The following is a 21,022-nucleotide window of genomic DNA, read 5'->3' as shown; positions in this document are numbered from 1 at the left end:
CGCAGAAGCCAACGCTTAATCGAATTCAAATTGATAAAGCAAATCAACAGCACTATCTACCCCAGACACGGCCTCTAAGTAGAGGTCTTGCATTAGGCGATAGCGCACCGTGAACTCGCCAACCGAGTCAAATATACCGACTCCGTACTTGACTTGTAACCCGGGTAAAATATAGCCGCTTACTGTCACCTGAGAATCATCACCCGAGCCTGCGGTATCCAGTTGTAGATCTTGCACACCAAATGCTTGGCCAATCTCTCCCACCACTCGACCACTTTTCGCGAGACTAAGGCCAATTAAGGTCGTTGTCATTGCACTGCCACCCGCTTCGCCATCAATGTCTTGACCTCGCAGTAAGTAAGAAAGCGCATTCGCCTGCGCCATCGCAGGGTCGGAGAAAATCGCCACAGTTGGTTCGCTTACAGGCCCTGTCACTTTAACCCCCGCCGTAACATCATCTTGCGTATTGTCCGGATTACGAATCGCTGTGATCTGCAGATAAGGTTGATCGACTGGACCATTCATCAGCACCTTACCTTCTTCAATCAACAAGTCTTGGCCAAATGAGCGGTACGAGCCATCAGTAATGTTAACTTCACCCGTGACAAATGGGCCTTTATCTTTCTGTGCAACATTGAGGTTACCGACTAATCCCCCCTCTAAACCAAAAGCAGAGAGCTTAAAGTCATCACCAATTTTGATATTAATATTGGATTGGACGGTAAATGGCACGGAACTCTCTTTATCAACTGGTTGGAGTTGCTCATCAAGGATAACCTGATCTTTTGACACACCGACCGCACTTGGTGGTAGCTCTTCGACAACGATACGCCCCCAAGGCAAGTCGATAGTACCATCAATCGTCGCCAAGCTGGGCGAGGCAGCGATAGTCATATCGGGTTGAACCTTTAGCTTCACCATAGGTGGTATGTTAACCAGCAATTCCTCTGCAAATACACGTAGTTTAGCGTTCCAATCTTTTAAGTTGTGCCAATCTGCATCACCTGATACCTCCAGTTTGCCATCGGGAGTTTGCAGTACAGATGCTAACGTCGCTTCGTAACCTGAAAAATTAATCGCGATACGACCAGAATCTACCTCTACTGGTGAAATCTCACCTTCAACCACAATGTCATCGACAACAAAGCTGCCGTTCACTTTAGGCTGCAATACTGGCCCATTAATTGTAAGGTCACTGCTAATATTGGATTCAAGGCGGCTAAACTCGCCAAACAAAGGGGCTAGAAAGTCGAGATTAAACGTGGACAATTTCAAGCGACCATCTATTTTCTTGTCTTCGCTAAGTACATCGGGAATCGTTGCATTTCCTGATACATCCCCATTATCAGTAACATCAAGTAGCCAGTCAGCATGCAGTTTATTGTCAGCCAGCTCAGCATTGACAGTCACCCCTTCCCAACCAATCTTTAGTGGTTGTTCAAGTTGCTGCGTGACTTGGCCTTTTGGCAACACCACATTAGCAGTCAAATGTGGCGCAATATCTTGACCCCATTTGGCCCAAACCTTAGCACCGACTTGACCAACAAGTTGAGTCTCCTTGGGTAAAAAAGCCTTTATCTGTTCAAAGTCGAATTGATCCAAGGTGACCGTGGCCTCGCCACTTTTGCCTACTTTGATGCTCTTTTCTAAACACAGAGAGGAATTTGCCTGCAACCAACAGTGAGAAGCCACCGAAATTTGCTGTGTCGCCTGCTCAAAACCTAACGCTGTTGGCTTGTTTAAACGCCATTCACCTTGCTGCGAAGAAAGTAACATTCGCTCAAGCTTGCCCTGCCATTGCAGTTGAGGTTTTTGTGTTAATGCCCCACTCAGCGCTAAACTTGTCGAGGCAATGTTTGAGTTAACATCTAAAGTCAGTCGGTGCTGCTGCTCCGAACCTGAAAAGTCCAACTGGGCACGGTCAACTAGGTAGTCTTGGTATTGGGCTTTATTGACCTTAACACTAAGCGTACCGCCTGGCGCTGGCAATGGTGTGACATCACCAGTCAAAGAGATCTGCTTCACTTGGGCTTGCTTGCGCCAATCAATGCTGTTGGCAACAAGATTCACCCCAACTTGGGGCTGTTGAAAATCACCACGTAAAGAAACATCACCAACAACCCGCCCTTTTAACTCTGGCACTGTTTTGATCAAATCAGGGAAGTTAATCGCAAGATCCATGCGCCATTTTTTATTGAGCTCGCCTTGAGCCTTAATGCTGTTCGGGCCATGAGCCAAAACTAATTGTGGGGTTTGGACTCTTAATTCGTTGTTACCCGTGACATCCGCAGCAGTGAGGCTGCCCGCAATATTGAGCGGATAACCGCGTAGCACACCATCAATATTTAGCTGAGGGACATCCACTTGCCAGCCACCTTGCTGTGTCAGACGACCAGTGGTGGAAAATGCGCCACTAATATCACCTTCAGTCTCAGACCATTGCAGTCCGGGTTGAATATGTTGCAGTGTTAGATTCGCCGCCCAATTGATTGGAGATTGCCAGTTAGCCATCAGGTCGCCAGAAATCGTACCGCCAAGAGTCGCAATATCAGCCTTGCTCAGCTCTATTTGAGACAAATCCCCCTTACCTTCAACCGCCAAAGCAACATCGGGCAACTGCTTACCCTTGAGGTCAGCCATCAAGTCAAGGCGATATCCCTCTAGTGAACCTTGTGCTGTGAACCTTTCTATCGCTGCTGAGTAATCGCCTTCGCCAATAAGTGGCCACTGAACATCAGCCTTAGTCAGCTGAATATCAAAAGGCAGTTCAGGCTTGAGTGGAGCAAGCTTTGCGACAAGGTCCCCTTTCGCTAATCCCGAAAACTGCGCCGACAAGGCGAGATCGGCGACACTGCCTTGCGCTTGCAGTGATAATTTCTGTCCAGCAGCTATCTCTTCTTTAACAGTTGCATCGAGAGCCAGAGCAAGTGGGTATTCCCCTCTCAGCTCAACGGCGGTGTGAAGCTGAGCAACCACTTGAGGCATATCGAGTTCAAGCGTTTTAACATCAACTTTGTAACCTTTGGCGTTTGCCGCTAAACCAAGATGATTGACGATGATCGGCGTTGCCTGTTCAAGCTTGAAATCGTTGATATCAAGGCGCACCAGCTCAATTTGCAGCGGCAGTTGAATAGCGGGTAATACTATCTCTTTTGCTTTATTTGTCTGAGTTTGCTCGGGTTCTGGTTCAGCAGGCGAGGACGCACTGTCAGCCAACTTAACCCAAAGTGTCACCAATCTCGTTTTGTTAACACGTAGACGGTTGCCTTGCAATGAAGCGCCGCTGGTAAATGAGTCCCATGAGATCTGATGGCCCAATATATCCAGATTGATATCCGTTAAGGCTAAGCGACTTAACTCAATTGGGATAGGCGAAGTAACTTTACCGCTACTCGATGACTCCGTCGGCTCGGACTCATCCGGGCTTTCTGGCAGTTGCGGCATTGATAGCGATACCCCATCGATTGCCAATTCATCCACACATACGCTTGGCTCAGTAAAACAGGCTGCATTGACCGCTAAGGTTATCGACTTGAGCTGGGTATCTAACTGCAATGTTTCGTCTTGATAGGCGACATTGTTAAGAGTAAAGCGCGGAAAAATCGCACCTTGCCCAGATTCCACTTTAAGCTGAGGCACAAACTTTTCAGAGGCCCACAAAGCGAGATTTAAACCCGGCTGGGTGAATAACAACACACCTACGGCAATAAATACGCTCAGCAACAGCAGCAGAAAAGAGTAGGAAAGCCATTTCGACCATTTGATAACAATACGTATCATAGCTCAGGTCCCAGAGTGAAATGTATCTTGAATTCGTCGCCTTTATTGGCATCAAGCCCCCAAGCAAAATCCAGCCTAACCGGCCCGACAGGGGATGCCCAACGCACACCGACCCCAGTACCGCGTTTAATATCTGGCGATTCATTAAAGGCATCGCCAACATCGTAGAACATTGCCCCCCACCAATCGCCATAGACGCGATATTGATATTCCAGTGAGCTCGTTGCCATGTATTTTGCACCCGTTAACGCGCCACTTTCATCTCGCGGAGAAATCGACTCGTAACTGTAGCCACGTAAGTTATTATCACCACCAGCAAAAAAACGCAGCGACGGCGAAAGCTTGTCGAACTCATCTGCAAAGTTCGCGGCGCCATCAATGCGAAAAATTCCGCGATGATTGGTCCCTAAACTACGAATCCAAGTCATCCCACCAATGACACGCGTAACCCTTGTTTCGGAAAGTACATTGGGATCGCCGTATTCCAAAGTCAGGCTTTGCCTATCTCCCCAAGTGGGCATCGCGCCACCCCGAATACGACTGCGTGAGAAAGTAATCCCGGGTAATACAAACTGGGCGTTATCATCTTGTAAACCTTGAGTATAGTTCTCTAACAGGTGTCGAACATAGACAGTACGGTGCCAGCCATTATCCAGTAGCCAATGTCTCTCAACGGCCAAATTGGATTCAATGCTTTTTGTATCGCGGCTATCTTGTTTCTTCATTCCATATTGGATGCGATAGTATTCATTCAAGGCATCCTCGAGCGGAATACGATAGCCCGCTGTGATTGTCTGTTCAGGTGCCGAGAGTGAAAAGCTGCTGTCAAAACTGTGTCCACGACTGTTTACCCAAGGCTTCTTCCACTTAAGCGAACCTTTGACACCTAAGTCTGTCGAGTACCCGGCACCTGTCTCTATTTTATTCCTAGCTTGCGGCGCTAAAGAGACCTTCATTGGTAGCTCACGCTCTTCACCTAACACACTGAGATCTGGCTCAACAAATACCGATGAGAACCAGTCTGTATTGGAAAGATTTTGGTTGTACTCCCCAACTAGCGTGACTTGATAAGGCTCCCCTTGCTGATAAGGTGATAGCGAGGAGACTTTTTCTTCTGTGATCTGACTACCTGAGATAGTGTTCTCACCAAAATGGTAGCGAATACCACTATCAAAATGAAGGCGAATAAAGGCTTGGTTGAGCTGTGGTGCGACCTCGAGACGACTCTGTTGATAGTCGCCCTCAAAATAGCCTCGCTGCAGAGCAAGATTACGGATAGCACTTTTTAACGAGTCATACTGGCTGTGATTGAGCGCAGTGCCCTCGACCAAGCCACTCTTGTCGACTAACGCTTTAAACTCGGGATCTTGGCTCGCTTCACCGCTGATCTGTATATCTAGCAACTTGATGATGACGACGGGGCCAGGATCAATATTGACAGTCACCTGTTTCTCATCGTCCGATACCACAAAGTCATACTTAGGGTGATAGTAACCAAGTGCGTTCAAGGCATCGTTAAAGTTATTCTCAAGACGCCCCTTAAAACGTAAACTTACTTCGTAATCTTTCTCAGGTATCGCAGATAGATACGCCTTAACATTATCCAACAGTGCCCCATCAATCCCTTGAATTTTAAGATCGACTTCTTGCGCCAATAGCGGCGAAGAGTACAAAAGAAGCGAGATTAGAACTGGTAAAGGCCTGCGGATCATGCTTAATTATCTGTCTACATCATATAAGAGAATAATACCGCCAGTTAAATAATAAGTCTGTATAAAAACAGGGAATTAGGCGGTCTATATAAAAAACGCTAGCAAGGAAATCACGATGCTCGACAAACAAACCATGATCACAGCCCAGCAAGCACTCCCTGGTCGTGAGACACCGTTTCCTCTTGAGGACACTCATTTCGTTAACCACTCCAGTTTGACTGCGGAACCTGAAGAAGGTTGCGAGAAAATTTTGCTCGGAATGGGTTGTTTTTGGGGAGCTGAACGTCTTTTTTGGCAACTTGAAGGCGTCGTCAGTACCTCTGTTGGTTACGCGGGAGGCTTTACCCCGAACCCAACTTACGAAGAAGTCTGCACCGGACAAACTGGTCACACCGAAGCGGTTCGTGTCGTCTTCGATCCTAAGGTAATCAGTCTCACGCAACTACTGCAAGCCTTCTGGGAAAGACACGATCCGACTCAAGGCATGCAGCAAGGCAACGATCGAGGTACCCAATATCGCTCAGCAATATACGTCTACAGTGATGAACAATACCAAACGGCACTCAAATCAAAAAATAGCTATCAAGCGCTACTTGGTACCGAGAAAGGCGCGATCACAACTGAAATCCTACCCGCAGGCCGATACTATTACGCCGAAGATTACCATCAGCAATATCTGGCTAAGAACCCCGAAGGCTATTGTGGTCTGGGTGGTACTGGAGTGTGCTTCCCGCCCCAATAAGTGCTGCAACGAAAAAGTCGCCTACTTGGGCGACTTTTACATTAATGGGTAGTGATAACTTGATTAGACCGACAGCAGCGCAATCGCCTGATTGATCTCTTTGTAAGTCGATAGCTTCTGAGGATCTTTTACGTCCGGTAGCAAAACTTTGCCATTATCAAAAGTGAACTTACCCACTCCTGATATTACAAATTGCCCTTTAAACAAAGTTTTAACAAATCGTGCAATTTGTTGAGGGCGATAAATAGTGAATTCACGCAGCATAACAACTCCAATATCCTTATGTGATGCAATTCGAACCGATTGCTTAGCTCCAATCCTTAGGGCTGACATGTATTATACCGGATGCGTATTTAATGTGTAGCATTTTGTTAACAACGTGATGTCAGACCAGTGTGCTTGATGAGTTTTTTTTACCGCGCTATAAATTTGGGTATATACTTTTTCCGCACTTTTAAAAGGAAATAACATAATGAAAAATAAAACCCTTCTCGCCCTAGCAATCGCATGCTCTCCCATTGCTGCTTTTGCTCACAACATCTCTGTAGGTCAAACCGTACCCGACGCGATGGTAAGCAAACATGGTGAAATTGTTCTCAACGGAGAGGACGCCACCTTCCAAGCTTGGTCGACACAAAACTTGCTTGGCAAAGTACGAGTGATTCAAGCCATCGCCGGACGTAGCAGCTCAAAAGCGATGAATGCCCCACTGATGGCAGCCATCACGGCAGCCAAATTTCCCGAGCAAAGTTACCAAACGACATCGATAATCAACCAAGACGATGCAATTTGGGGAACTGGCTCATTTGTAAAATCATCGGCTATCGATAGCAAGATTGAGTTCCCATGGTCTTCGATGGTATTAGATAAAGACGGTGCCGTCGCAGACGCTTGGCAGCTCGCTGAAGAGTCCTCTGCGATTATTGTCCAAGACAAACAAGGCAAAGTACTATTTGTTAAGGAAGGTTCTCTGGATGAAAGTGAAATTCAGCAGGTGCTGACGTTAGTAACAGAAAACCTCTAATCCTTTAGTTTCTTCTTTGAGATGGAGTTGTTATATTATAACAACTCCATTTTTATTGAATGCTTGTTACTGTGCCTCAAACTCGCCTAACACCATACCACCAGACTGCGCTTGCCTTGTTCGCAATTGCTCTTGTGCTGTGGCTAAATTTCGCGTTTATAGACCATCAGTACGACCTTTCATTCAATCATCATAGCGATCACCACTGTCAGCTTTTTGCGAGTGGCGCGCATGGACTCACTCCAGCGTTACCAGTTGTCAGGCTTCCTGAGCCCAACGACCAGTTCTATGCACTTGCGGACTATCACTACAGTGAAGTGGTGAGCTTCGCCTACCTTCCTCGCTCGCCGCCACTATCCTGATTTCATCAATTATACACCCAATAATAGTATCCATATCTGCTGGATACCTTGCATTACTCAATGAAAATATCAGGATTTAATATGAAAAATATCACGCCAATCGCTTTAGGAATCACACTGGCTGTCAGCACTTTCGCTCATGCAGAACAAGGTTACCGCCAACATGACGCTCACGTTCACGGCGAGGTAGAGATCAACATCGCTCAAGATGGTAATGAGCTATTAATGGAAATTACCGCTCCAGGCGTGGACGTGGTTGGGTTTGAGCATCAACCAAATTCAGAACAGCAGCAGCGCCTGCTAGAACAAGCTATCGCAAAACTTGAGCGCGCTGAAAATGTTTTCACCTTAGCAAAGGCTGCGGGCTGTAAGGTCGAACACCAATCTGTGAGTCATACTTTGGGTGGCCATGAAGATGAAGACGACCACGACCACGACCACGACCACGACCACGACCACGACCAGCATGATGATCATGCGCATGACAACCACAAGCATGAAAATGAACATAATCATGATGAACACGAAGGTCACGAAGGTCACGAAGGTCACGAAGGTCACGAAGGTCACGAAGGTCACGACCATGATGATCATGATAGCCATGGTCAATTTAGTGTTGAATACCACTACGACTGTAGTGATATTAGCGCTCTAAACAGTATCGAGACTCAATGGTTTGCTCTGTTCCCAACCACAGAGTCATTGAAGGTCAATGTGTTGACAGACAGTAAACAAGCAGCGCTTGAGCTTGCTAAAGGCGACACTAAGATTTCTCTTTAACGTCTAAAGCGGTTTGGCTATTCCAAACCGCTTTACTCGCAACACTGGAAAAATAATGGATAAACCTTCTCCTCACTCCGTAGTGGAACTCGATCAAGTGGTGTTTACTTGGCCGGGCAATACCACTGCGACACTCGACATTCCGTCCCTCACTATTCAATCTGGTGAGCATCTCTTTATCAAAGGTCCTAGCGGCTGTGGAAAATCTACCCTACTCGGGCTACTCACTGGCATTAACACGGCGTCCTCAGGTTCTGTTAAGGTTCTGGGCAACAATTTGACCGAGATGTCGGGGAGTAAACGGGACAAGTTCCGCGCTAGTAATATTGGCTATATCTTTCAGCAATTTAATTTATTGCCCTATTTAAGCGTGGTTGAAAATGTCATGTTGCCTTGCCAATTTTCAAATTTACGCCGCCAGCAAGTCTCTGGGGATTTGGCCTCGTATGCCAAACAGCTCTTGGAAAGGTTACATTTGCCTGTTGATTTGCTCGATAAACCTGTCGCTGAATTAAGTATTGGTCAACAGCAACGTGTCGCTGCCGCTCGCGCACTAATGGGCAAACCCAAAGTGGTTATCGCCGATGAACCAACCTCTTCACTGGATTACGACAATCGTACTGCCTTTATTGAACTGCTGCTTGATCAAGTCAATCAAGCGGGGTCGACCCTACTGTTTGTCAGCCACGATCCGACTTTAGAAGCGTTGTTCGATAGAACGATCAATTTAGAGCAATTGAATCAAGCAGGAGCGAAGCAATGACACCGACACTAACTTTGGCGTGGAAAAGCGTCCGTAATCGAAAAGTTACAGCCCTGCTTACTATTTTAACCGTAGCCATTTCCGTTATTTTACTGCTTGGCGTGGAACGTATCAGAACCCAAGCCAAAGAGAGCTTCGCCAATACAATCTCAGGTACTGATTTGATTGTTGGTGGACGCTCTGGTCAAGTAAACTTATTGCTCTATTCTGTATTTCGTATCGGTAATGCGACCAATAACATCGATTGGCGAAGCTATCAGGAATTTAGCCAACATCGCGCTGTAGAGTGGGCAATTCCTATCTCGCTTGGCGATTCCCACAAAGGGTTTCGTGTGATGGGAACCAATCATAGTTACTTTGAACACTATCGTTATGGCCGCAAGCAACCGCTCGCATTTCAGCAAGGTAAACCCTTTGATCGCTTATTTGAAGCCGTTATTGGTGCTGATGTCGCACGATCACTCAATTACACTATTGGCAGTGAAATGGTGATTGCTCATGGCATTAGTGATGTTGGGTTTAGTCGTCATGATAATACACCGTTTAAAGTGGTTGGTATTCTTGCACCAACAGGCACACCGGTTGACAAAACGGTGCACGTCTCACTAGAAGCGATTGAAGCAATTCATGTTGGCTGGGAGTCGGGGGCCAATCTGGGCAACAACCCTTCAGCCGAGCAACTACAAGCAATGAACTTTCAGCCTAAGCAAATCACAGCAATGTTGCTTGGACTAAAATCGAAGATCCAAACCTTTGCTCTCCAACGCCAAATCAATAACTACCCACAAGAGCCGTTGAGCGCCATATTGCCCGGCGTCGCCTTACATGAACTTTGGGGCATGATGTCTGTCGCCGAGCAAGCCTTGATGGCAGTCTCGGTGTTTGTCGTTTTTGCTGGCTTGTTAGGTATGCTGTCGAGCCTCTTGACCAGTTTGCAAGAGCGTCGACGAGAAATGGCGATTCTTCGCGCAATGGGAGCAAGGCCAAGGCATGTATTTAGACTATTGATTTTAGAAGCGAGTGCACTGACCTTTGTTGGCTTACTAGTGGGCACTCTCGGTCTTTATACCCTACTTACCGTTGCTGGACCAATAATCCAGCAAAGCTATGGTATCAACTTGCAGATGAGCGCATTATCTCAATATGAATGGACACTGTTGGCGGCGGTGCAGCTGGCAGGTACTATTATCGGTCTGATTCCCGCATTTAGAGCTTATCGACAATCGCTCAGCGACGGTATGACAATTAGAGTTTAAATTATGAAAAAAATAGTAACGATCTTAATCGCTGTAATGACGTTAGGCTTGGCGAGTTATAGCGTAAAAGCAGACGATACACTCACCTTAGAGTGGATAGATTTGATACCGGAAAGCGAACGCAATCAGTTTGACTCAACTGGCATGCCCGCCATTGATCACTCTGGTAACACGATGGAACAATCTAAGATCGGCAGCGTAAGACAGGAGCTAAATGGCAGTAAAGTTAAGATCCCTGGATTTGTCATTCCGCTAGAAGGGGACGCTAATATCGTGACTGAGTTTCTCCTAGTTCCCTATTTCGGCGCCTGTATCCATGTGCCACCACCGCCGCCGAATCAAATCATCTATGTCAAATTTCCGAAAGGCGCACCAGTGCAGGAGCTTTGGGATGTAGTCTATGTGATTGGTACCTTAAAGACCGAGAGCATGAGCCATGAGTTGGCAGAAACAGGATATGTCATACAAGGGACAGAGATCGCCGAGTACGATGACATGTAATTGTTAAAAAATATAAGCGGCCTGTTAATTGCCTAAATTAGGACAGATAGCTAGAAAGATAGCTGAGTACACCTAGGTAAACCAGTAACACTAGAGCAATTGACAGGTGCTTTTTCAGTTTATTCTCATTGAAATACTTCATAAGCCCCTCAAAACTAACGATAACAATTTTAACAACTTGTTATCATTTATGATAGCGATATTTTACCAACTGGCTCACAGTCTTTTTCTGGCAGGCTATAGCGTTCCGAGGTACAGTTATACCTAATGTTAAGCTTATGATGGCTAAGGAAATAGCATGTCTGAGACGAGCAAACCGGTGATTATTGAACACCAAGCCGAACAAGCCGGCCGGCAAGAAAAGAAATCAAGCTATATCAAAGACAGTTCAAGTCGCGTACTCAGCATTGCTCAAACTTATGGCTTAGATGCGCTACTTCAAACCGATAAGCCCGAAAAAAGCATTCTTGAACGTGCGTTGTTACGTGATCGCAAACGTAAGGAACTGCGACAAAAAAACCTTGAACAAATCCTTAAGCTCGCGCATATATCCTGCAAAGACGAAACGGCGGGTGACCCCGACCAAGACTGGTTGTATCGCTTTTTTGATATGGCCCAAGAGGTCCACAATCATTCGATGCAACGCTTGTGGGCACAGGTACTTAAACGAGAAGTAACCAACCCTGGTTCGACATCAATGAAAGCGCTGAAAGTCTTGCAAGATATGACGCCCAAAGAGGCGCAGATCCTTCAGCGCGCAGCGTCACTCGCATGCAGTTTTGGCGGTGACAATAGCCGCAAGTTGTTAGTCGGATATCGAGCCCAAGGTGGGATATTTAGCTTTGGTAAACGTACAACGGCTAGCAACATTAACGTCGGTAACTTCCAACTCCCTTATTCTAGTCTGCTGGTGCTGTTTGAGCTTGGATTAATGCATGGTACCGAGCTGGAATCTGGCGAAATCGGCCTAGACTCGCCACTGCCTCTCATCTACCAAGGCAAGCACCTTTCGTTGCAAGCGCATAGCCGAGGCGTGCGGCTACTCTACTACCGTTTTAGCCCAACGGGCAATGAGTTGTGTAAACTGCTTGGTAATAAACCCAACATGCAATACTACGACCAAATGGTCGCTCTATTAAGCCAGAAGTTTACTGCGAGCACTGACGCTCAACCGAGTGTCGATACAACCGTTTAGTGCAATGAAGTAACCCCCAAAAAAACGCCAACCTCGAGGTTGGCGTTGCTTATTTAGCAATGGCTAAGCTCATTAAGCTTTGAACGCTTTAAAGGCGTTGATCAGGCCATTGGTCGAACTATCGTGTGAGCTGATTGCAGACTCATCTGCAAGCTCTGGTAGGATTTGGTTTGCTAGTTGCTTACCTAGCTCCACACCCCATTGGTCAAAGCTGAAGATATTCCAAATTACACCTTGAACGAAGATCTTATGCTCGTACATCGCAATCAGGTTACCTAGGGTGCGTGGTGTGATTTGCTTAACCAGGATTGAGTTAGTTGGGCGGTTACCTTCAAACACTTTAAACGGAGCAATCGCCGCAACTTCTTCAGCACTCTTACCTGCTTGAACAAGTTCAGCCTTTACTGTTTCTTCCGTTTTACCAAATGCCAGCGCTTCTGTTTGAGCAAAGAAGTTAGACATCAGTTTCTGGTGGTGGTCACCTGCCGGGTTGTGGCTGATTGCTGGTGCAATGAAGTCACATGGGATCAGCTTAGTCCCTTGGTGAATTAGCTGGTAGAACGCGTGCTGACCGTTAGTGCCTGGTTCACCCCAAATAATTGGACCTGTTTGGTAGGTCACTGGGTTGCCGTCACGGTCGACATACTTACCGTTTGATTCCATGTTACCTTGCTGGAAGTAAGCAGCAAATCGGTGCATGTACTGATCGTATGGCAGAATTGCTTCAGATTCCGCACCGTAGAAGTTGTTGTACCACAAACCAACAAGAGCAAGAATCACTGGGATGTTGCTTTCTAATTCTGTCGACGCAAAGTGCTTGTCCATCTCATGTGCGCCATCGAGTAGCTCAACAAAGTTGTCAAAGCCAACAGCAAGAGCAATCGATAGACCAATCGCAGACCATAGTGAATAACGACCACCGACCCAGTCCCAAAATTCGAACATGTTGTCTGTATCAATACCAAATTCAGACACCGCTTGTGCATTGGTCGAAAGTGCCGCGAAATGCTTAGCAACGTGCGCTTCGTCTGCTGCGGTTTCAAGGAACCAATCACGTGCACTATGTGCGTTAGTCATGGTTTCTTGAGTAGTAAACGTCTTAGACGCAACAAGGAATAGCGTTGTCTCTGGGTTTACTTTCTTCAATGTCTCAACGATGTGCGTACCATCAACGTTAGAAACAAAGTGCAGATTGAGATGGTTTGTATACGGTGCTAAGGCTTCCGTTACCATGTAAGGGCCAAGGTCAGAACCACCGATACCAATGTTCACAACATCCGTAATCGCTTTACCAGTGTAACCTTTCCACTCGCCGCCAATAACACGCTCAGTGAATGACTTAATTTTCTCTAGCACAGCGTTAACCGCTGGCATTACGTCTTCACCACCCACCATCACAGCTTTGTTGCTACGGTTACGCAGTGCCGTGTGTAGTACTGCACGACCTTCAGTTTGGTTGATCGCTTCACCACTGAACATCGCTTCGATCGCTGATTTAAGCTCAGTTTCGTTTGCTAAGGCGAACAGATGCTTCATGGTCTCTTCGTTGATTAAGTTTTTAGAGTAATCAACAAGAATATCGCTGCCGAAACGCGTAGAGAATTTATCAAAACGTGCTGCATCTTGTGCAAACAGGTCTTTCAGATTCATGTCTTGAGCAGATTCGAAGTGTGCCGTTAGCGCGTTCCAAGCTTGAGTTTGCGTTGGATTGATATTTTTCAACATGGTAACTATCCCGATGTTACAGTAGGTTCTATTCCATTCAGCCTAGCGAAAACTGGTGGAATCCCCGATTAGCAAATTAATAATATTAGGCATGTTAGGGCAAATTGCCACATAACAAGGCTTTGTAATTTTTTTTCAGCATCATTATGACGTAGGGAAATCTCACTCACATTGAGTTAGGTCACGTTCCCTACTTCAAAACTAAACAAACGTCATATGAGCAGTTAGAATTGTATCATTAACCTAGAGCAAGCTTAACGGCAACACAAGTCCAAATTGTAGGTAGGTCTCTTTATGTGGCTACAAAAAACCATTCAGGTCAGCGCCAAAAAGCGTGGCTTCCACCTCATTACCGATGAAATTGAACAACAATTACCACAAATTTCGAATTATTCTGTCGGTTTCTTACAACTCTTTATTCAGCATACTTCAGCCAGTTTAACCATTAATGAGAATGCCGATCCAACCGTCAGGCATGATATGGAAAAGCACTTTAACCAATTTGTTCCAGAGCGAGCTTCCTACTATCAACACACCTATGAGGGCGATGATGATATGCCCGCACATATTAAAGCGTCGATTTTAGGTTGTAGCGTGATGGTTCCCATTAAGAACGGCCGCTTGGCGCTGGGCACATGGCAAGGTATTTATCTAGGTGAGCATCGAGACTACGCGACTAGTCGACAAATCATGGCGACAATACAAGGTGAGTAGACGCAAGGAGCGTGGCACTCCTTGGTGTCGATTTTAGAACGGCAGGTTAACCATCACTCGGAAGGTGCCTTCATCCGTTGCTCGAGCAATTTCAGCACGTACCACGACTCCTTCAACCTGAAATCACACGGCTCCGCCAATATTCCACAGCATATCTAAATGCAATGTTTTGAGGTCATATTAGTCGGCAACAAGAAATAAAAAGGCTGGCACACAAGGCCAGCCCTTTTTGAAAACGGCTGAGTTTCATTTATTTAGAGTATTCCATATCAACGCGTGATGTCAGTTTAGTCACCAGTTCATACGCGATGGTTCCAATATGCTCAGCGACCTCTTCTGAGGGCAGTTCTTTACCCCATAAAATGGCTTCGTCACCCACTTTATCTTGCGCATTCGCACCAAGATCAACCGTCAGCATATCCATAGATACTCGGCCAGCAATCGGCACTTTACGCCCGTTGACCAGCACTGGAGTACCATTGGGGGCGGTTCTTGGGTAACCATCACCATAGCCAATCGCAATTACACCGACTTTGGTATCTTGCTCGCTGGTCCAAGTGCCTCCGTAACCGACACTCTCTCCCGCTTTGAGATCTCGTACCGCAATTAAATGCGATTTAAGTGTCATCACAGGTTGGTAACCCATCTGCTGTGCCGTCTTATCATTAAAAGGTGAGACGCCATACATAATAATGCCTGGGCGTACCCACTCAAGTTGACTGTCAGGCCATGCTAGTAAGCCAGCCGAGGCAGCCAAAGAGCGCTCACCTTCACAGCCGTCGGTTAAACTCATAAAGCGCTGAGTCTGTTCATTGGTTGTCGGCTTATCAAGTTCGTCAGCACAGCCAAAGTGGCTCATATAACACAGTGGTTTGGCGACGTTATCGCAAGCTTTTAGTCTAGTGACAAATTCACTGTACTGCTCAGGTCGTACCCCGAGACGATGCATGCCACTATCGATTTTGAGCCACACCACCACTGGCGTTTCTAGCTCGGCATGTTCGAGCGCGGTTAACTGCTCTTCACAATGGACTGCCGTCTGAATGTTGTTGGTGACTAACACAGGCAGGTCGCTAGAAGAATAAAAGCCTTCCAGCAGAAGGATAGGTTTTACCACACCACAAGCTCTAAGTTGCAGTGCCTCTTCAATGCGCGCGACGCCAAAAGCATCGGCACCACTGGCATTTTTGGCAATATGTCGCAAACCATGGCCATAACCATTAGCTTTAACGACTGCCATCACTTTGCTATGCGGAGCTCGCTGCTTAATCTGCTCTAAATTGTGCACCAACGCCTGTAGATTAATAAACGCCGTCGCTGCCTTCATATAGCTCATGCGTTATTCATCATCCATATCAAATGCAGGACCTGCGTAATTATCAAAACGTGACCACTGACCTTGGAAAGTTAAGCGTACCGAGCCGATTGGACCGTTACGCTGTTTACCAATAATAATTTCAGCCGTGCCTTTCATTGAGCTGTCTGGGTTATACACCTCATCACGGTAGATAAACATGATTAAGTCGGCATCCTGCTCGATAGAGCCAGATTCACGTAGATCCGAGTTTACCGGACGCTTATCAGCACGTTGCTCTAGAGAGCGGTTGAGCTGAGACAGAGCGACAACGGGCACATTGAGCTCTTTGGCCAATGCTTTGAGAGAACGAGAAATTTCAGCGATTTCCAGAGTACGGTTCTCGGTCAATGAAGGGACGCGCATCAATTGCAGGTAGTCGACCATGATCATCGACAGGCCACCGTGGTCACGAGCAATGCGACGAGCACGTGAACGCACTTCTGTAGGTGTAAGACCTGAACTGTCATCGATATACATATTCTTCTTCTCCATCAGAATCCCCATGGTAGAAGAGATACGTGCCCAATCCTCGTCATCAAGCTGACCCGTACGAATCTTGGTTTGGTCAACACGTGATAACGATGCCAACATACGCATCATGATCTGTTCTGCTGGCATCTCCAGCGAGAAGATTAAAACGGGTTTATCTTGCTCCATCGCCGCGTTTTCACACAAGTTCATCGCAAACGTGGTTTTACCCATAGATGGACGCGCCGCAACAATCACCAAGTCTGAACCTTGCAGGCCTGCTGTTTTCTTATTCAGATCGGTAAAACCAGTATTGACGCCCGTTACACCATCCTGAGGCGTTTTATACAACAGCTCGATTCGCTCTAGCGTCTTCTCAAGGATGTTGTCGACATTCTGCGGGCCTTCATTTTCATTGGTACGTGACTCAGCAATCGCAAACACTTTGCTCTCTGCCAAATCAAGTAAGTCTTCTGAACTTCGACCTTGAGGGTCATAACCCGCATCAGCGATGTCATTTGCTACGCCAATCAGGTCGCGCACCAATGCACGCTCTGCCACAATCTCGGCATAAGCGTTGATGTTAGCCGCACTTGGCGTGTTCTTAACTAAATCAGCAAGGTAAGCAAAACCGCCGACATCGTCTAGCTGTTCGCGTAATTCGAGAAACTCTGAGAGGGTAATAAGGTCAAGCGGCTTATTGTCTTCAAGAATAGATTTCACCGCCTCGAAAATTAGTCGGTGCGGACGGCTGTAAAAATCTTTAGCAACCACACGTTCAGCGACGGTATCCCAGCGTTCGTTATCCAACAGAAGTCCGCCAATAACTGACTGCTCGGCTTCTAACGAGTGTGGTGGCACTTTTATCGCATCAACTTGTGCGTCACTAAACTTTTTATTTCGATAATCTACTTTCGCTTCAGCCATGGTTCTGCTCAACAACTTGCTCTAGACCGCTAATTATAACGAGAATGAAGCGGTTGTCTGTACTAATACAATACTTTGTCGAGTTCTAATGTAGAATTAACCTATCGCTGACGGTATTGTTTGAGTTTAAATCTACTATTGCGCCATTCGTTTCATCAATATAGAGGTTGTGAGTGTCTAAAATTTGGCTAATCAGTGCTGGTTTAATGAGCTCTATGCTCGTTCACGCCGAAGACAATGAACAATTTGACACGGATATTGATGTATCTTCCCCTTGGGATAGCGAGATTGAGTTCGGCTACCAGTCACACACAGGAAATTCAGATTCACGTTCACTCAATTCACGCCTAAGTGCCGAGTACGTAAAAGGCCGCCACCGAACTAATGGCGAATGGAAATACTACCTTCTGTACAAAGAGGGCGAAGAAGACAAACGTCAGTCCACTTACACCGCTCAAAGTGACTACAAACTAGGCCCTAAAACCTATTTGTATGGCAGCTTTAAAGGTGTCGACTCACGTTATAGCGCCTACTTTAAAGATTACACCCTATCTGGTGGTTTAGGTTATCAATTCTCCAATACTGACACCTTCGTACTCGAGTTTGAATTTGGACCCGGTTTTCGTTACCAAGAGCCCAATTTGGACGAAATTGATGACGACGACATTATCTTTCCAGAAACGGTTCAAGAGGGGATATTTAGGGGCAACTTAAATTCAACTTGGCAGGCGCTACCTAGCCTGTCGATTTCCGCCGATATCACCGTTGTTTCGGGGTATAGTAATACACGAACAGATACAGACTTGAGCGTAACCAACAATATTACTGAAGATATCGCGCTTAAGCTTGCTTATTCGCGTCAGTACCACGATAAAGTGCCGGAAGGCCTATTTAAAGCTGACAGCATGTTTTCAGTTAATCTACTGTTTGCCTTCTAAACCTGCCTCTTTTCTTTCTAGCTATTCAACAGACATAAAAAAAGCACCTCGAAAGGTGCTTTTAAAATACGTCTTGATACTGAATTATTCAGCAGCAACAACTTGTAGAGTAACAGTTGCGAAAACTTCAGAGTGAAGTTGAACGCTAATCTCGAACTCACCAGTGTTACGTAGTGCGCCTTCTGGAAGACGAACTTCGCTCTTAACAACTTCAACGCCAGCTGCAGTGATTGCATCAGCGATGTCGCGAGTGCCGATAGAACCGAATAGTTTACCTTCGTCACCAGCTTTAGACGCTAGAACAACTGCTTCTAGAGCGTTGATTTTTTCAGCGCGAGCTTCAGCAGAAGCTAGTTGCTCAGCAGCTTTAGCTTCTAGTTCAGCACGACGTGCTTCGAACATTTCAACGTTAGACTTAGTTGCCATAACTGCTTTACCTTGAGGGATAAGGAAGTTACGAGCGTAGCCAGATTTAACGTTTACAGTTTCACCTAGAGCACCTAGTTTGCCGATTTTATCAAGTAGAATAACTTGCATTGTTTAATTCCTCTTTTTAAAAACGAACCGATTACTGATGCTTGTCAGTGTACGGTAGTAGAGCTAGGTAGCGTGAACGCTTGATAGCGCGAGCTAGTTGACGTTGGTATTTAGCACTTGTACCAGTGATACGGCTAGGTACGATTTTACCAGCTTCAGTGATGTAGTTTTTAAGAGTTGCTACGTCTTTGTAATCAATCTCTTGTACGCCTTCTGCAGTGAAACGGCAGAATTTACGACGACGGAAGAAACGAGCCATGGGCTATCTCCTGATCTTAAATTTGAGTAATATTGTCGGCATGCAGCACTAATTTACCTACGCCATTTCGGCCAGTTTGGTAAGCGACAAAGCCCCCTACCTTAATGCTACTACCTTGTACTAAATTCTGAGTGAATGCTTGTGACCTTTGCCCACTAACCACAACCGGCATACGACAATAAACTTGTCTCGGTAGGTCAGCTTCGATAACAGTCGAGCGATGCTCTAACCAAAATCGACAGTGTTCAATACCACTTGGGCTTTTACTCCGAACGGGCGGTTTGGCAATAGTGCCAGAAAGCTCCATCCGATTGGCCATAAGTTAAATTACTCAGCAGCTGCTTCTGGCTTAGCTTCAGCACGCTCTTCGCGACGAGGAGCACGCTCTTCTTTCTGCTTAAGCATGATAGATTGCTCAGTGATAGCCGCTTTAGTACGCATGACCATGTTACGTAGAACTGCATCGTTGAAACGGAAAGCAGTTTCTAGCTCATCGATTACAGCTTGGTCAGCTTCAACGTTCATTAGAACGTAGTGAGCTTTGTGAAGCTTGTTGATTGGGTAAGCCAGTTGACGACGGCCCCAGTCTTCTAGACGGTGGATTTTACCGCCAGCTTCAGTGATTGAACCAGTGTAACGCTCGATCATGCCAGCAACTTGCTCGCTTTGATCTGGGTGCACCATGAATACGATTTCGTAATGACGCATGGGTTGCTCCTTACGGATTATTCAGCTTCCACAAATGGCTCAGTCATCCAGAGGAAGCAAGGAACTAAAGATAATTGACTGAGTTTAAGGAGCACGAATAGTACAGAAAGAAAGCAGTTGAAGCAAGAGAAATGTGAGCTAAAACAAAAACAGCCACTTTAATAGCAGCTGTTATTCTATGGGGTTAAGGATGACAAAAATTATTGCTTATTCTTCATCAACATACTGAGCCTGTAGATAGTTCTCAATGCCTGACATTTGAATCAGGCCGAGTTGAGTTTCAAGCCAATCGACATGTTCCTCTTCATCTTCCAGAATGTCTTGAAATAGATCACGCGACACATAGTCACGAATATCTTCAGCATACGCTATCGCATCTTTGAGATCGGGAATGGCTGCCATTTCTAATTTTAGGTCACATTCGAGCATCTCTTTAGTGTCTTCACCTATGCTCAATTTACCGAGATCTTGTAAATTCGGCAGTCCTTCTAAAAATAGAATACGCTCGATCAGATGATCGGCGTGTTTCATCTCATCAATCGACTCATGGTATTCTTTATCTGCGAGGTGCTTTAGCCCCCAGTCTTTGTACATTCGAGCGTGAAGGAAGTACTGGTTGATGGCAACAAGCTCATTACCCAGTATTTTGTTGAGATGTTGAATGATGATTGGATCGCCTTTCATTATTAAGCCCTCCTCTTTGGCTTCTTTAAACATAGAAGCAAATAGAAGAGTGTCAAAAAAGACGAAGCCAGAGTTAGCAGGCTTGTTTTAGTCGAAAAGGTTCTGTTTCCGCTAAGATAGCTTTTGCCTGCTTAACACACTTGCCACATTGGCTGCCTAACGCAGTGCATCGCTTAAGGCCACGAATATCCGTAATACCTTCATCAATTGCTAACTTCTTAATTTTCTTATCTGAAATTCCATGACAAAGACACACGTACATATTCGACCACCTAACGACAATAAACCAAAAGCAATATAAACAAGAACAACTCTCATTACCAGTTGCATTTGTACATTTTTAAGAACTGTTTGTTATATCGCCACTCACTCATTCAGACTGAATCAATCACTTATGAATAACGACCAGATAGGCGTAAATATCTAGGCGCCTTTCTCTTTTACTATTAGTAAATTAGTGAAACAAGACGATAAGTAATGCTTATAACAAAATGCAAAAAGGGAAGCCGAAGCTTCCCTTTTCAGATGCATGTTCTTCTAATGAAGAAGGTGCAAGATATCAACTAAATATTAGTCGAAGATCTTAGCAA

22 protein-coding genes and 1 pseudogene are annotated in these 21,022 nt (G+C 45.8%); 10 read left to right on the top strand and 13 right to left on the bottom strand.

The window, feature by feature from the left end:
• Positions 1–15: 15 nt before the first annotated feature.
• Complete coding sequence (gene tamB / locus TW81_RS15140) at positions 16–3,780, bottom strand: autotransporter assembly complex protein TamB (RefSeq protein WP_045956572.1); 3,765 nt, start codon at positions 3,778–3,780, stop codon at positions 16–18.
• Entirely contained in the window at positions 3,777–5,492 is a 1,716-nt protein-coding gene (gene tamA, locus TW81_RS15135; protein ID WP_045956571.1) for an autotransporter assembly complex protein TamA, read from the bottom strand. The genes tamB and tamA overlap by 4 nt, the downstream gene beginning before the upstream one ends.
• A 115-nt stretch (positions 5,493–5,607) precedes the next feature.
• On the opposite strand from tamA, the gene msrA reads away from it, so the two are divergent.
• Complete coding sequence (gene msrA, locus TW81_RS15130; protein ID WP_045956570.1) at positions 5,608–6,234, top strand: peptide-methionine (S)-S-oxide reductase MsrA; 627 nt, start codon at positions 5,608–5,610, stop codon at positions 6,232–6,234.
• Between the two features lie 63 nt (positions 6,235–6,297).
• On the opposite strand, the gene TW81_RS15125 is transcribed toward msrA, so the two are convergent.
• A complete protein-coding gene (locus TW81_RS15125) occupies positions 6,298–6,498 on the bottom strand; it encodes a DUF1107 family protein (protein ID WP_045956569.1) in 201 nt (66 codons plus the stop codon).
• Between the two features lie 208 nt (positions 6,499–6,706).
• On the opposite strand from TW81_RS15125, the gene TW81_RS15120 reads away from it, so the two are divergent.
• From TW81_RS15120 to TW81_RS15090, 7 genes are all read left to right on the top strand, one after another.
• Positions 6,707–7,258: a YtfJ family protein gene (locus tag TW81_RS15120; RefSeq protein ID WP_045956568.1), complete on the top strand. Its 552-nt coding sequence runs from the start codon at positions 6,707–6,709 to the stop codon at positions 7,256–7,258.
• A 71-nt stretch (positions 7,259–7,329) separates the two neighbouring features.
• Positions 7,330–7,620, top strand: coding sequence for a DUF2607 family protein (locus tag TW81_RS15115; protein WP_239424382.1), 291 nt, complete (start codon positions 7,330–7,332; stop codon positions 7,618–7,620).
• A gap of 81 nt (positions 7,621–7,701) precedes the next feature.
• Positions 7,702–8,400, top strand: a complete 699-nt coding sequence (gene zrgA, locus TW81_RS15110) for a zinc uptake protein ZrgA (RefSeq protein WP_045956566.1) — start codon at positions 7,702–7,704, stop codon at positions 8,398–8,400.
• Between the two features lie 55 nt (positions 8,401–8,455).
• A complete protein-coding gene (locus TW81_RS15105; protein ID WP_045956565.1) occupies positions 8,456–9,163 on the top strand; it encodes an ABC transporter ATP-binding protein in 708 nt (235 codons plus the stop codon).
• Positions 9,160–10,419: an ABC transporter permease gene (locus tag TW81_RS15100; protein WP_045956564.1), complete on the top strand. Its 1,260-nt coding sequence runs from the start codon at positions 9,160–9,162 to the stop codon at positions 10,417–10,419. The genes TW81_RS15105 and TW81_RS15100 overlap by 4 nt, the downstream gene beginning before the upstream one ends.
• Before the next feature lie 36 nt (positions 10,420–10,455).
• Positions 10,456–10,920: a DUF3299 domain-containing protein gene (locus TW81_RS15095; RefSeq protein WP_420835067.1), complete on the top strand. Its 465-nt coding sequence runs from the start codon at positions 10,456–10,458 to the stop codon at positions 10,918–10,920.
• 298 nt (positions 10,921–11,218) lie between these two features.
• Positions 11,219–12,115 (top strand): TIGR03899 family protein, encoded by an 897-nt coding sequence (locus tag TW81_RS15090; protein WP_045956562.1) that lies wholly within the window; start codon positions 11,219–11,221, stop codon positions 12,113–12,115.
• Between the two features lie 72 nt (positions 12,116–12,187).
• Here TW81_RS15090 and pgi read toward each other — a convergent pair whose 3' ends face one another.
• Positions 12,188–13,840, bottom strand: coding sequence for a glucose-6-phosphate isomerase (gene pgi, locus TW81_RS15085; protein ID WP_045956561.1), 1,653 nt, complete (start codon positions 13,838–13,840; stop codon positions 12,188–12,190).
• 294 nt (positions 13,841–14,134) lie between these two features.
• Between pgi and TW81_RS15080 the strand changes: the two genes are divergently transcribed.
• On the top strand, positions 14,135–14,554 hold the full coding sequence (locus TW81_RS15080) for a secondary thiamine-phosphate synthase enzyme YjbQ (protein ID WP_045956560.1): 420 nt from the start codon (positions 14,135–14,137) through the stop codon (positions 14,552–14,554).
• 33 nt (positions 14,555–14,587) lie between these two features.
• Here the strand turns inward: TW81_RS15080 and TW81_RS19715 are convergent.
• The 3 genes and pseudogenes from TW81_RS19715 to TW81_RS15070 form a co-directional block, all read right to left on the bottom strand.
• Positions 14,588–14,734 (bottom strand): annotated as a pseudogene (locus TW81_RS19715) (BamA/TamA family outer membrane protein); the annotation flags it as partial.
• Positions 14,735–14,804: 70 nt separating this feature from the next.
• On the bottom strand, positions 14,805–15,890 hold the full coding sequence (gene alr / locus TW81_RS15075; protein ID WP_204244006.1) for an alanine racemase: 1,086 nt from the start codon (positions 15,888–15,890) through the stop codon (positions 14,805–14,807).
• A gap of 3 nt (positions 15,891–15,893) precedes the next feature.
• On the bottom strand, positions 15,894–17,306 hold the full coding sequence (locus tag TW81_RS15070) for a replicative DNA helicase (protein ID WP_045956559.1): 1,413 nt from the start codon (positions 17,304–17,306) through the stop codon (positions 15,894–15,896).
• Positions 17,307–17,479: 173 nt separating this feature from the next.
• On the opposite strand from TW81_RS15070, the gene TW81_RS15065 reads away from it, so the two are divergent.
• Positions 17,480–18,244, top strand: coding sequence for a DUF481 domain-containing protein (locus TW81_RS15065; protein WP_156980978.1), 765 nt, complete (start codon positions 17,480–17,482; stop codon positions 18,242–18,244).
• An 84-nt stretch (positions 18,245–18,328) separates the two neighbouring features.
• Here TW81_RS15065 and rplI read toward each other — a convergent pair whose 3' ends face one another.
• The 6 genes from rplI to TW81_RS15035 form a co-directional block, all read right to left on the bottom strand.
• Complete coding sequence (rplI, locus tag TW81_RS15060; protein ID WP_045956558.1) at positions 18,329–18,781, bottom strand: 50S ribosomal protein L9; 453 nt, start codon at positions 18,779–18,781, stop codon at positions 18,329–18,331.
• A 31-nt stretch (positions 18,782–18,812) separates the two neighbouring features.
• Complete coding sequence (rpsR, locus tag TW81_RS15055; protein WP_000090472.1) at positions 18,813–19,040, bottom strand: 30S ribosomal protein S18; 228 nt, start codon at positions 19,038–19,040, stop codon at positions 18,813–18,815.
• Between the two features lie 16 nt (positions 19,041–19,056).
• Entirely contained in the window at positions 19,057–19,359 is a 303-nt protein-coding gene (priB, locus tag TW81_RS15050) for a primosomal replication protein N (RefSeq protein WP_045956557.1), read from the bottom strand.
• Positions 19,360–19,367: 8 nt separating this feature from the next.
• On the bottom strand, positions 19,368–19,748 hold the full coding sequence (gene rpsF, locus TW81_RS15045; protein WP_045956556.1) for a 30S ribosomal protein S6: 381 nt from the start codon (positions 19,746–19,748) through the stop codon (positions 19,368–19,370).
• Between the two features lie 207 nt (positions 19,749–19,955).
• A complete protein-coding gene (bfr, locus tag TW81_RS15040; protein ID WP_045956555.1) occupies positions 19,956–20,432 on the bottom strand; it encodes a bacterioferritin in 477 nt (158 codons plus the stop codon).
• Positions 20,433–20,505: 73 nt separating this feature from the next.
• On the bottom strand, positions 20,506–20,694 hold the full coding sequence (locus TW81_RS15035) for a (2Fe-2S)-binding protein (RefSeq protein WP_045956554.1): 189 nt from the start codon (positions 20,692–20,694) through the stop codon (positions 20,506–20,508).
• Positions 20,695–21,022: the final 328 nt, after the last annotated feature.

Source organism: Vibrio galatheae (assembly GCF_000967545.1).
In the GTDB taxonomy this organism is placed as follows: domain Bacteria; phylum Pseudomonadota; class Gammaproteobacteria; order Enterobacterales; family Vibrionaceae; genus Vibrio; species Vibrio galatheae.
Note: the sequence above shows the minus strand (reverse complement) of the source record. Positions and strands in the feature narration are given on the sequence as shown.

Excerpts from the sequence above, each read along its gene's own strand:
- tamB (WP_045956572.1), bottom strand. The coding sequence starts at position 3,780 with ATGATACGTATTGTTATCAAATGGTCGAAATGGCTTTCCTACTCTTTT.
- tamA (WP_045956571.1), bottom strand. The coding sequence starts at position 5,492 with ATGATCCGCAGGCCTTTACCAGTTCTAATCTCGCTTCTTTTGTACTCT.
- msrA (WP_045956570.1), top strand. The coding sequence starts at position 5,608 with ATGCTCGACAAACAAACCATGATCACAGCCCAGCAAGCACTCCCTGGT.
- TW81_RS15125 (WP_045956569.1), bottom strand. The coding sequence starts at position 6,498 with ATGCTGCGTGAATTCACTATTTATCGCCCTCAACAAATTGCACGATTT.
- TW81_RS15120 (WP_045956568.1), top strand. The coding sequence starts at position 6,707 with ATGAAAAATAAAACCCTTCTCGCCCTAGCAATCGCATGCTCTCCCATT.
- zrgA (WP_045956566.1), top strand. The coding sequence starts at position 7,702 with ATGAAAAATATCACGCCAATCGCTTTAGGAATCACACTGGCTGTCAGC.
- TW81_RS15105 (WP_045956565.1), top strand. The coding sequence starts at position 8,456 with ATGGATAAACCTTCTCCTCACTCCGTAGTGGAACTCGATCAAGTGGTG.
- TW81_RS15100 (WP_045956564.1), top strand. The coding sequence starts at position 9,160 with ATGACACCGACACTAACTTTGGCGTGGAAAAGCGTCCGTAATCGAAAA.
- TW81_RS15095 (WP_420835067.1), top strand. The coding sequence starts at position 10,456 with ATGACGTTAGGCTTGGCGAGTTATAGCGTAAAAGCAGACGATACACTC.
- TW81_RS15090 (WP_045956562.1), top strand. The coding sequence starts at position 11,219 with ATGTCTGAGACGAGCAAACCGGTGATTATTGAACACCAAGCCGAACAA.
- pgi (WP_045956561.1), bottom strand. The coding sequence starts at position 13,840 with ATGTTGAAAAATATCAATCCAACGCAAACTCAAGCTTGGAACGCGCTA.
- TW81_RS15080 (WP_045956560.1), top strand. The coding sequence starts at position 14,135 with ATGTGGCTACAAAAAACCATTCAGGTCAGCGCCAAAAAGCGTGGCTTC.
- alr (WP_204244006.1), bottom strand. The coding sequence starts at position 15,890 with ATGAGCTATATGAAGGCAGCGACGGCGTTTATTAATCTACAGGCGTTG.
- TW81_RS15070 (WP_045956559.1), bottom strand. The coding sequence starts at position 17,306 with ATGGCTGAAGCGAAAGTAGATTATCGAAATAAAAAGTTTAGTGACGCA.
- rplI (WP_045956558.1), bottom strand. The coding sequence starts at position 18,781 with ATGCAAGTTATTCTACTTGATAAAATCGGCAAACTAGGTGCTCTAGGT.
- rpsR (WP_000090472.1), bottom strand. The coding sequence starts at position 19,040 with ATGGCTCGTTTCTTCCGTCGTCGTAAATTCTGCCGTTTCACTGCAGAA.
- priB (WP_045956557.1), bottom strand. The coding sequence starts at position 19,359 with ATGGCCAATCGGATGGAGCTTTCTGGCACTATTGCCAAACCGCCCGTT.
- rpsF (WP_045956556.1), bottom strand. The coding sequence starts at position 19,748 with ATGCGTCATTACGAAATCGTATTCATGGTGCACCCAGATCAAAGCGAG.
- bfr (WP_045956555.1), bottom strand. The coding sequence starts at position 20,432 with ATGAAAGGCGATCCAATCATCATTCAACATCTCAACAAAATACTGGGT.
- TW81_RS15035 (WP_045956554.1), bottom strand. The coding sequence starts at position 20,694 with ATGTACGTGTGTCTTTGTCATGGAATTTCAGATAAGAAAATTAAGAAG.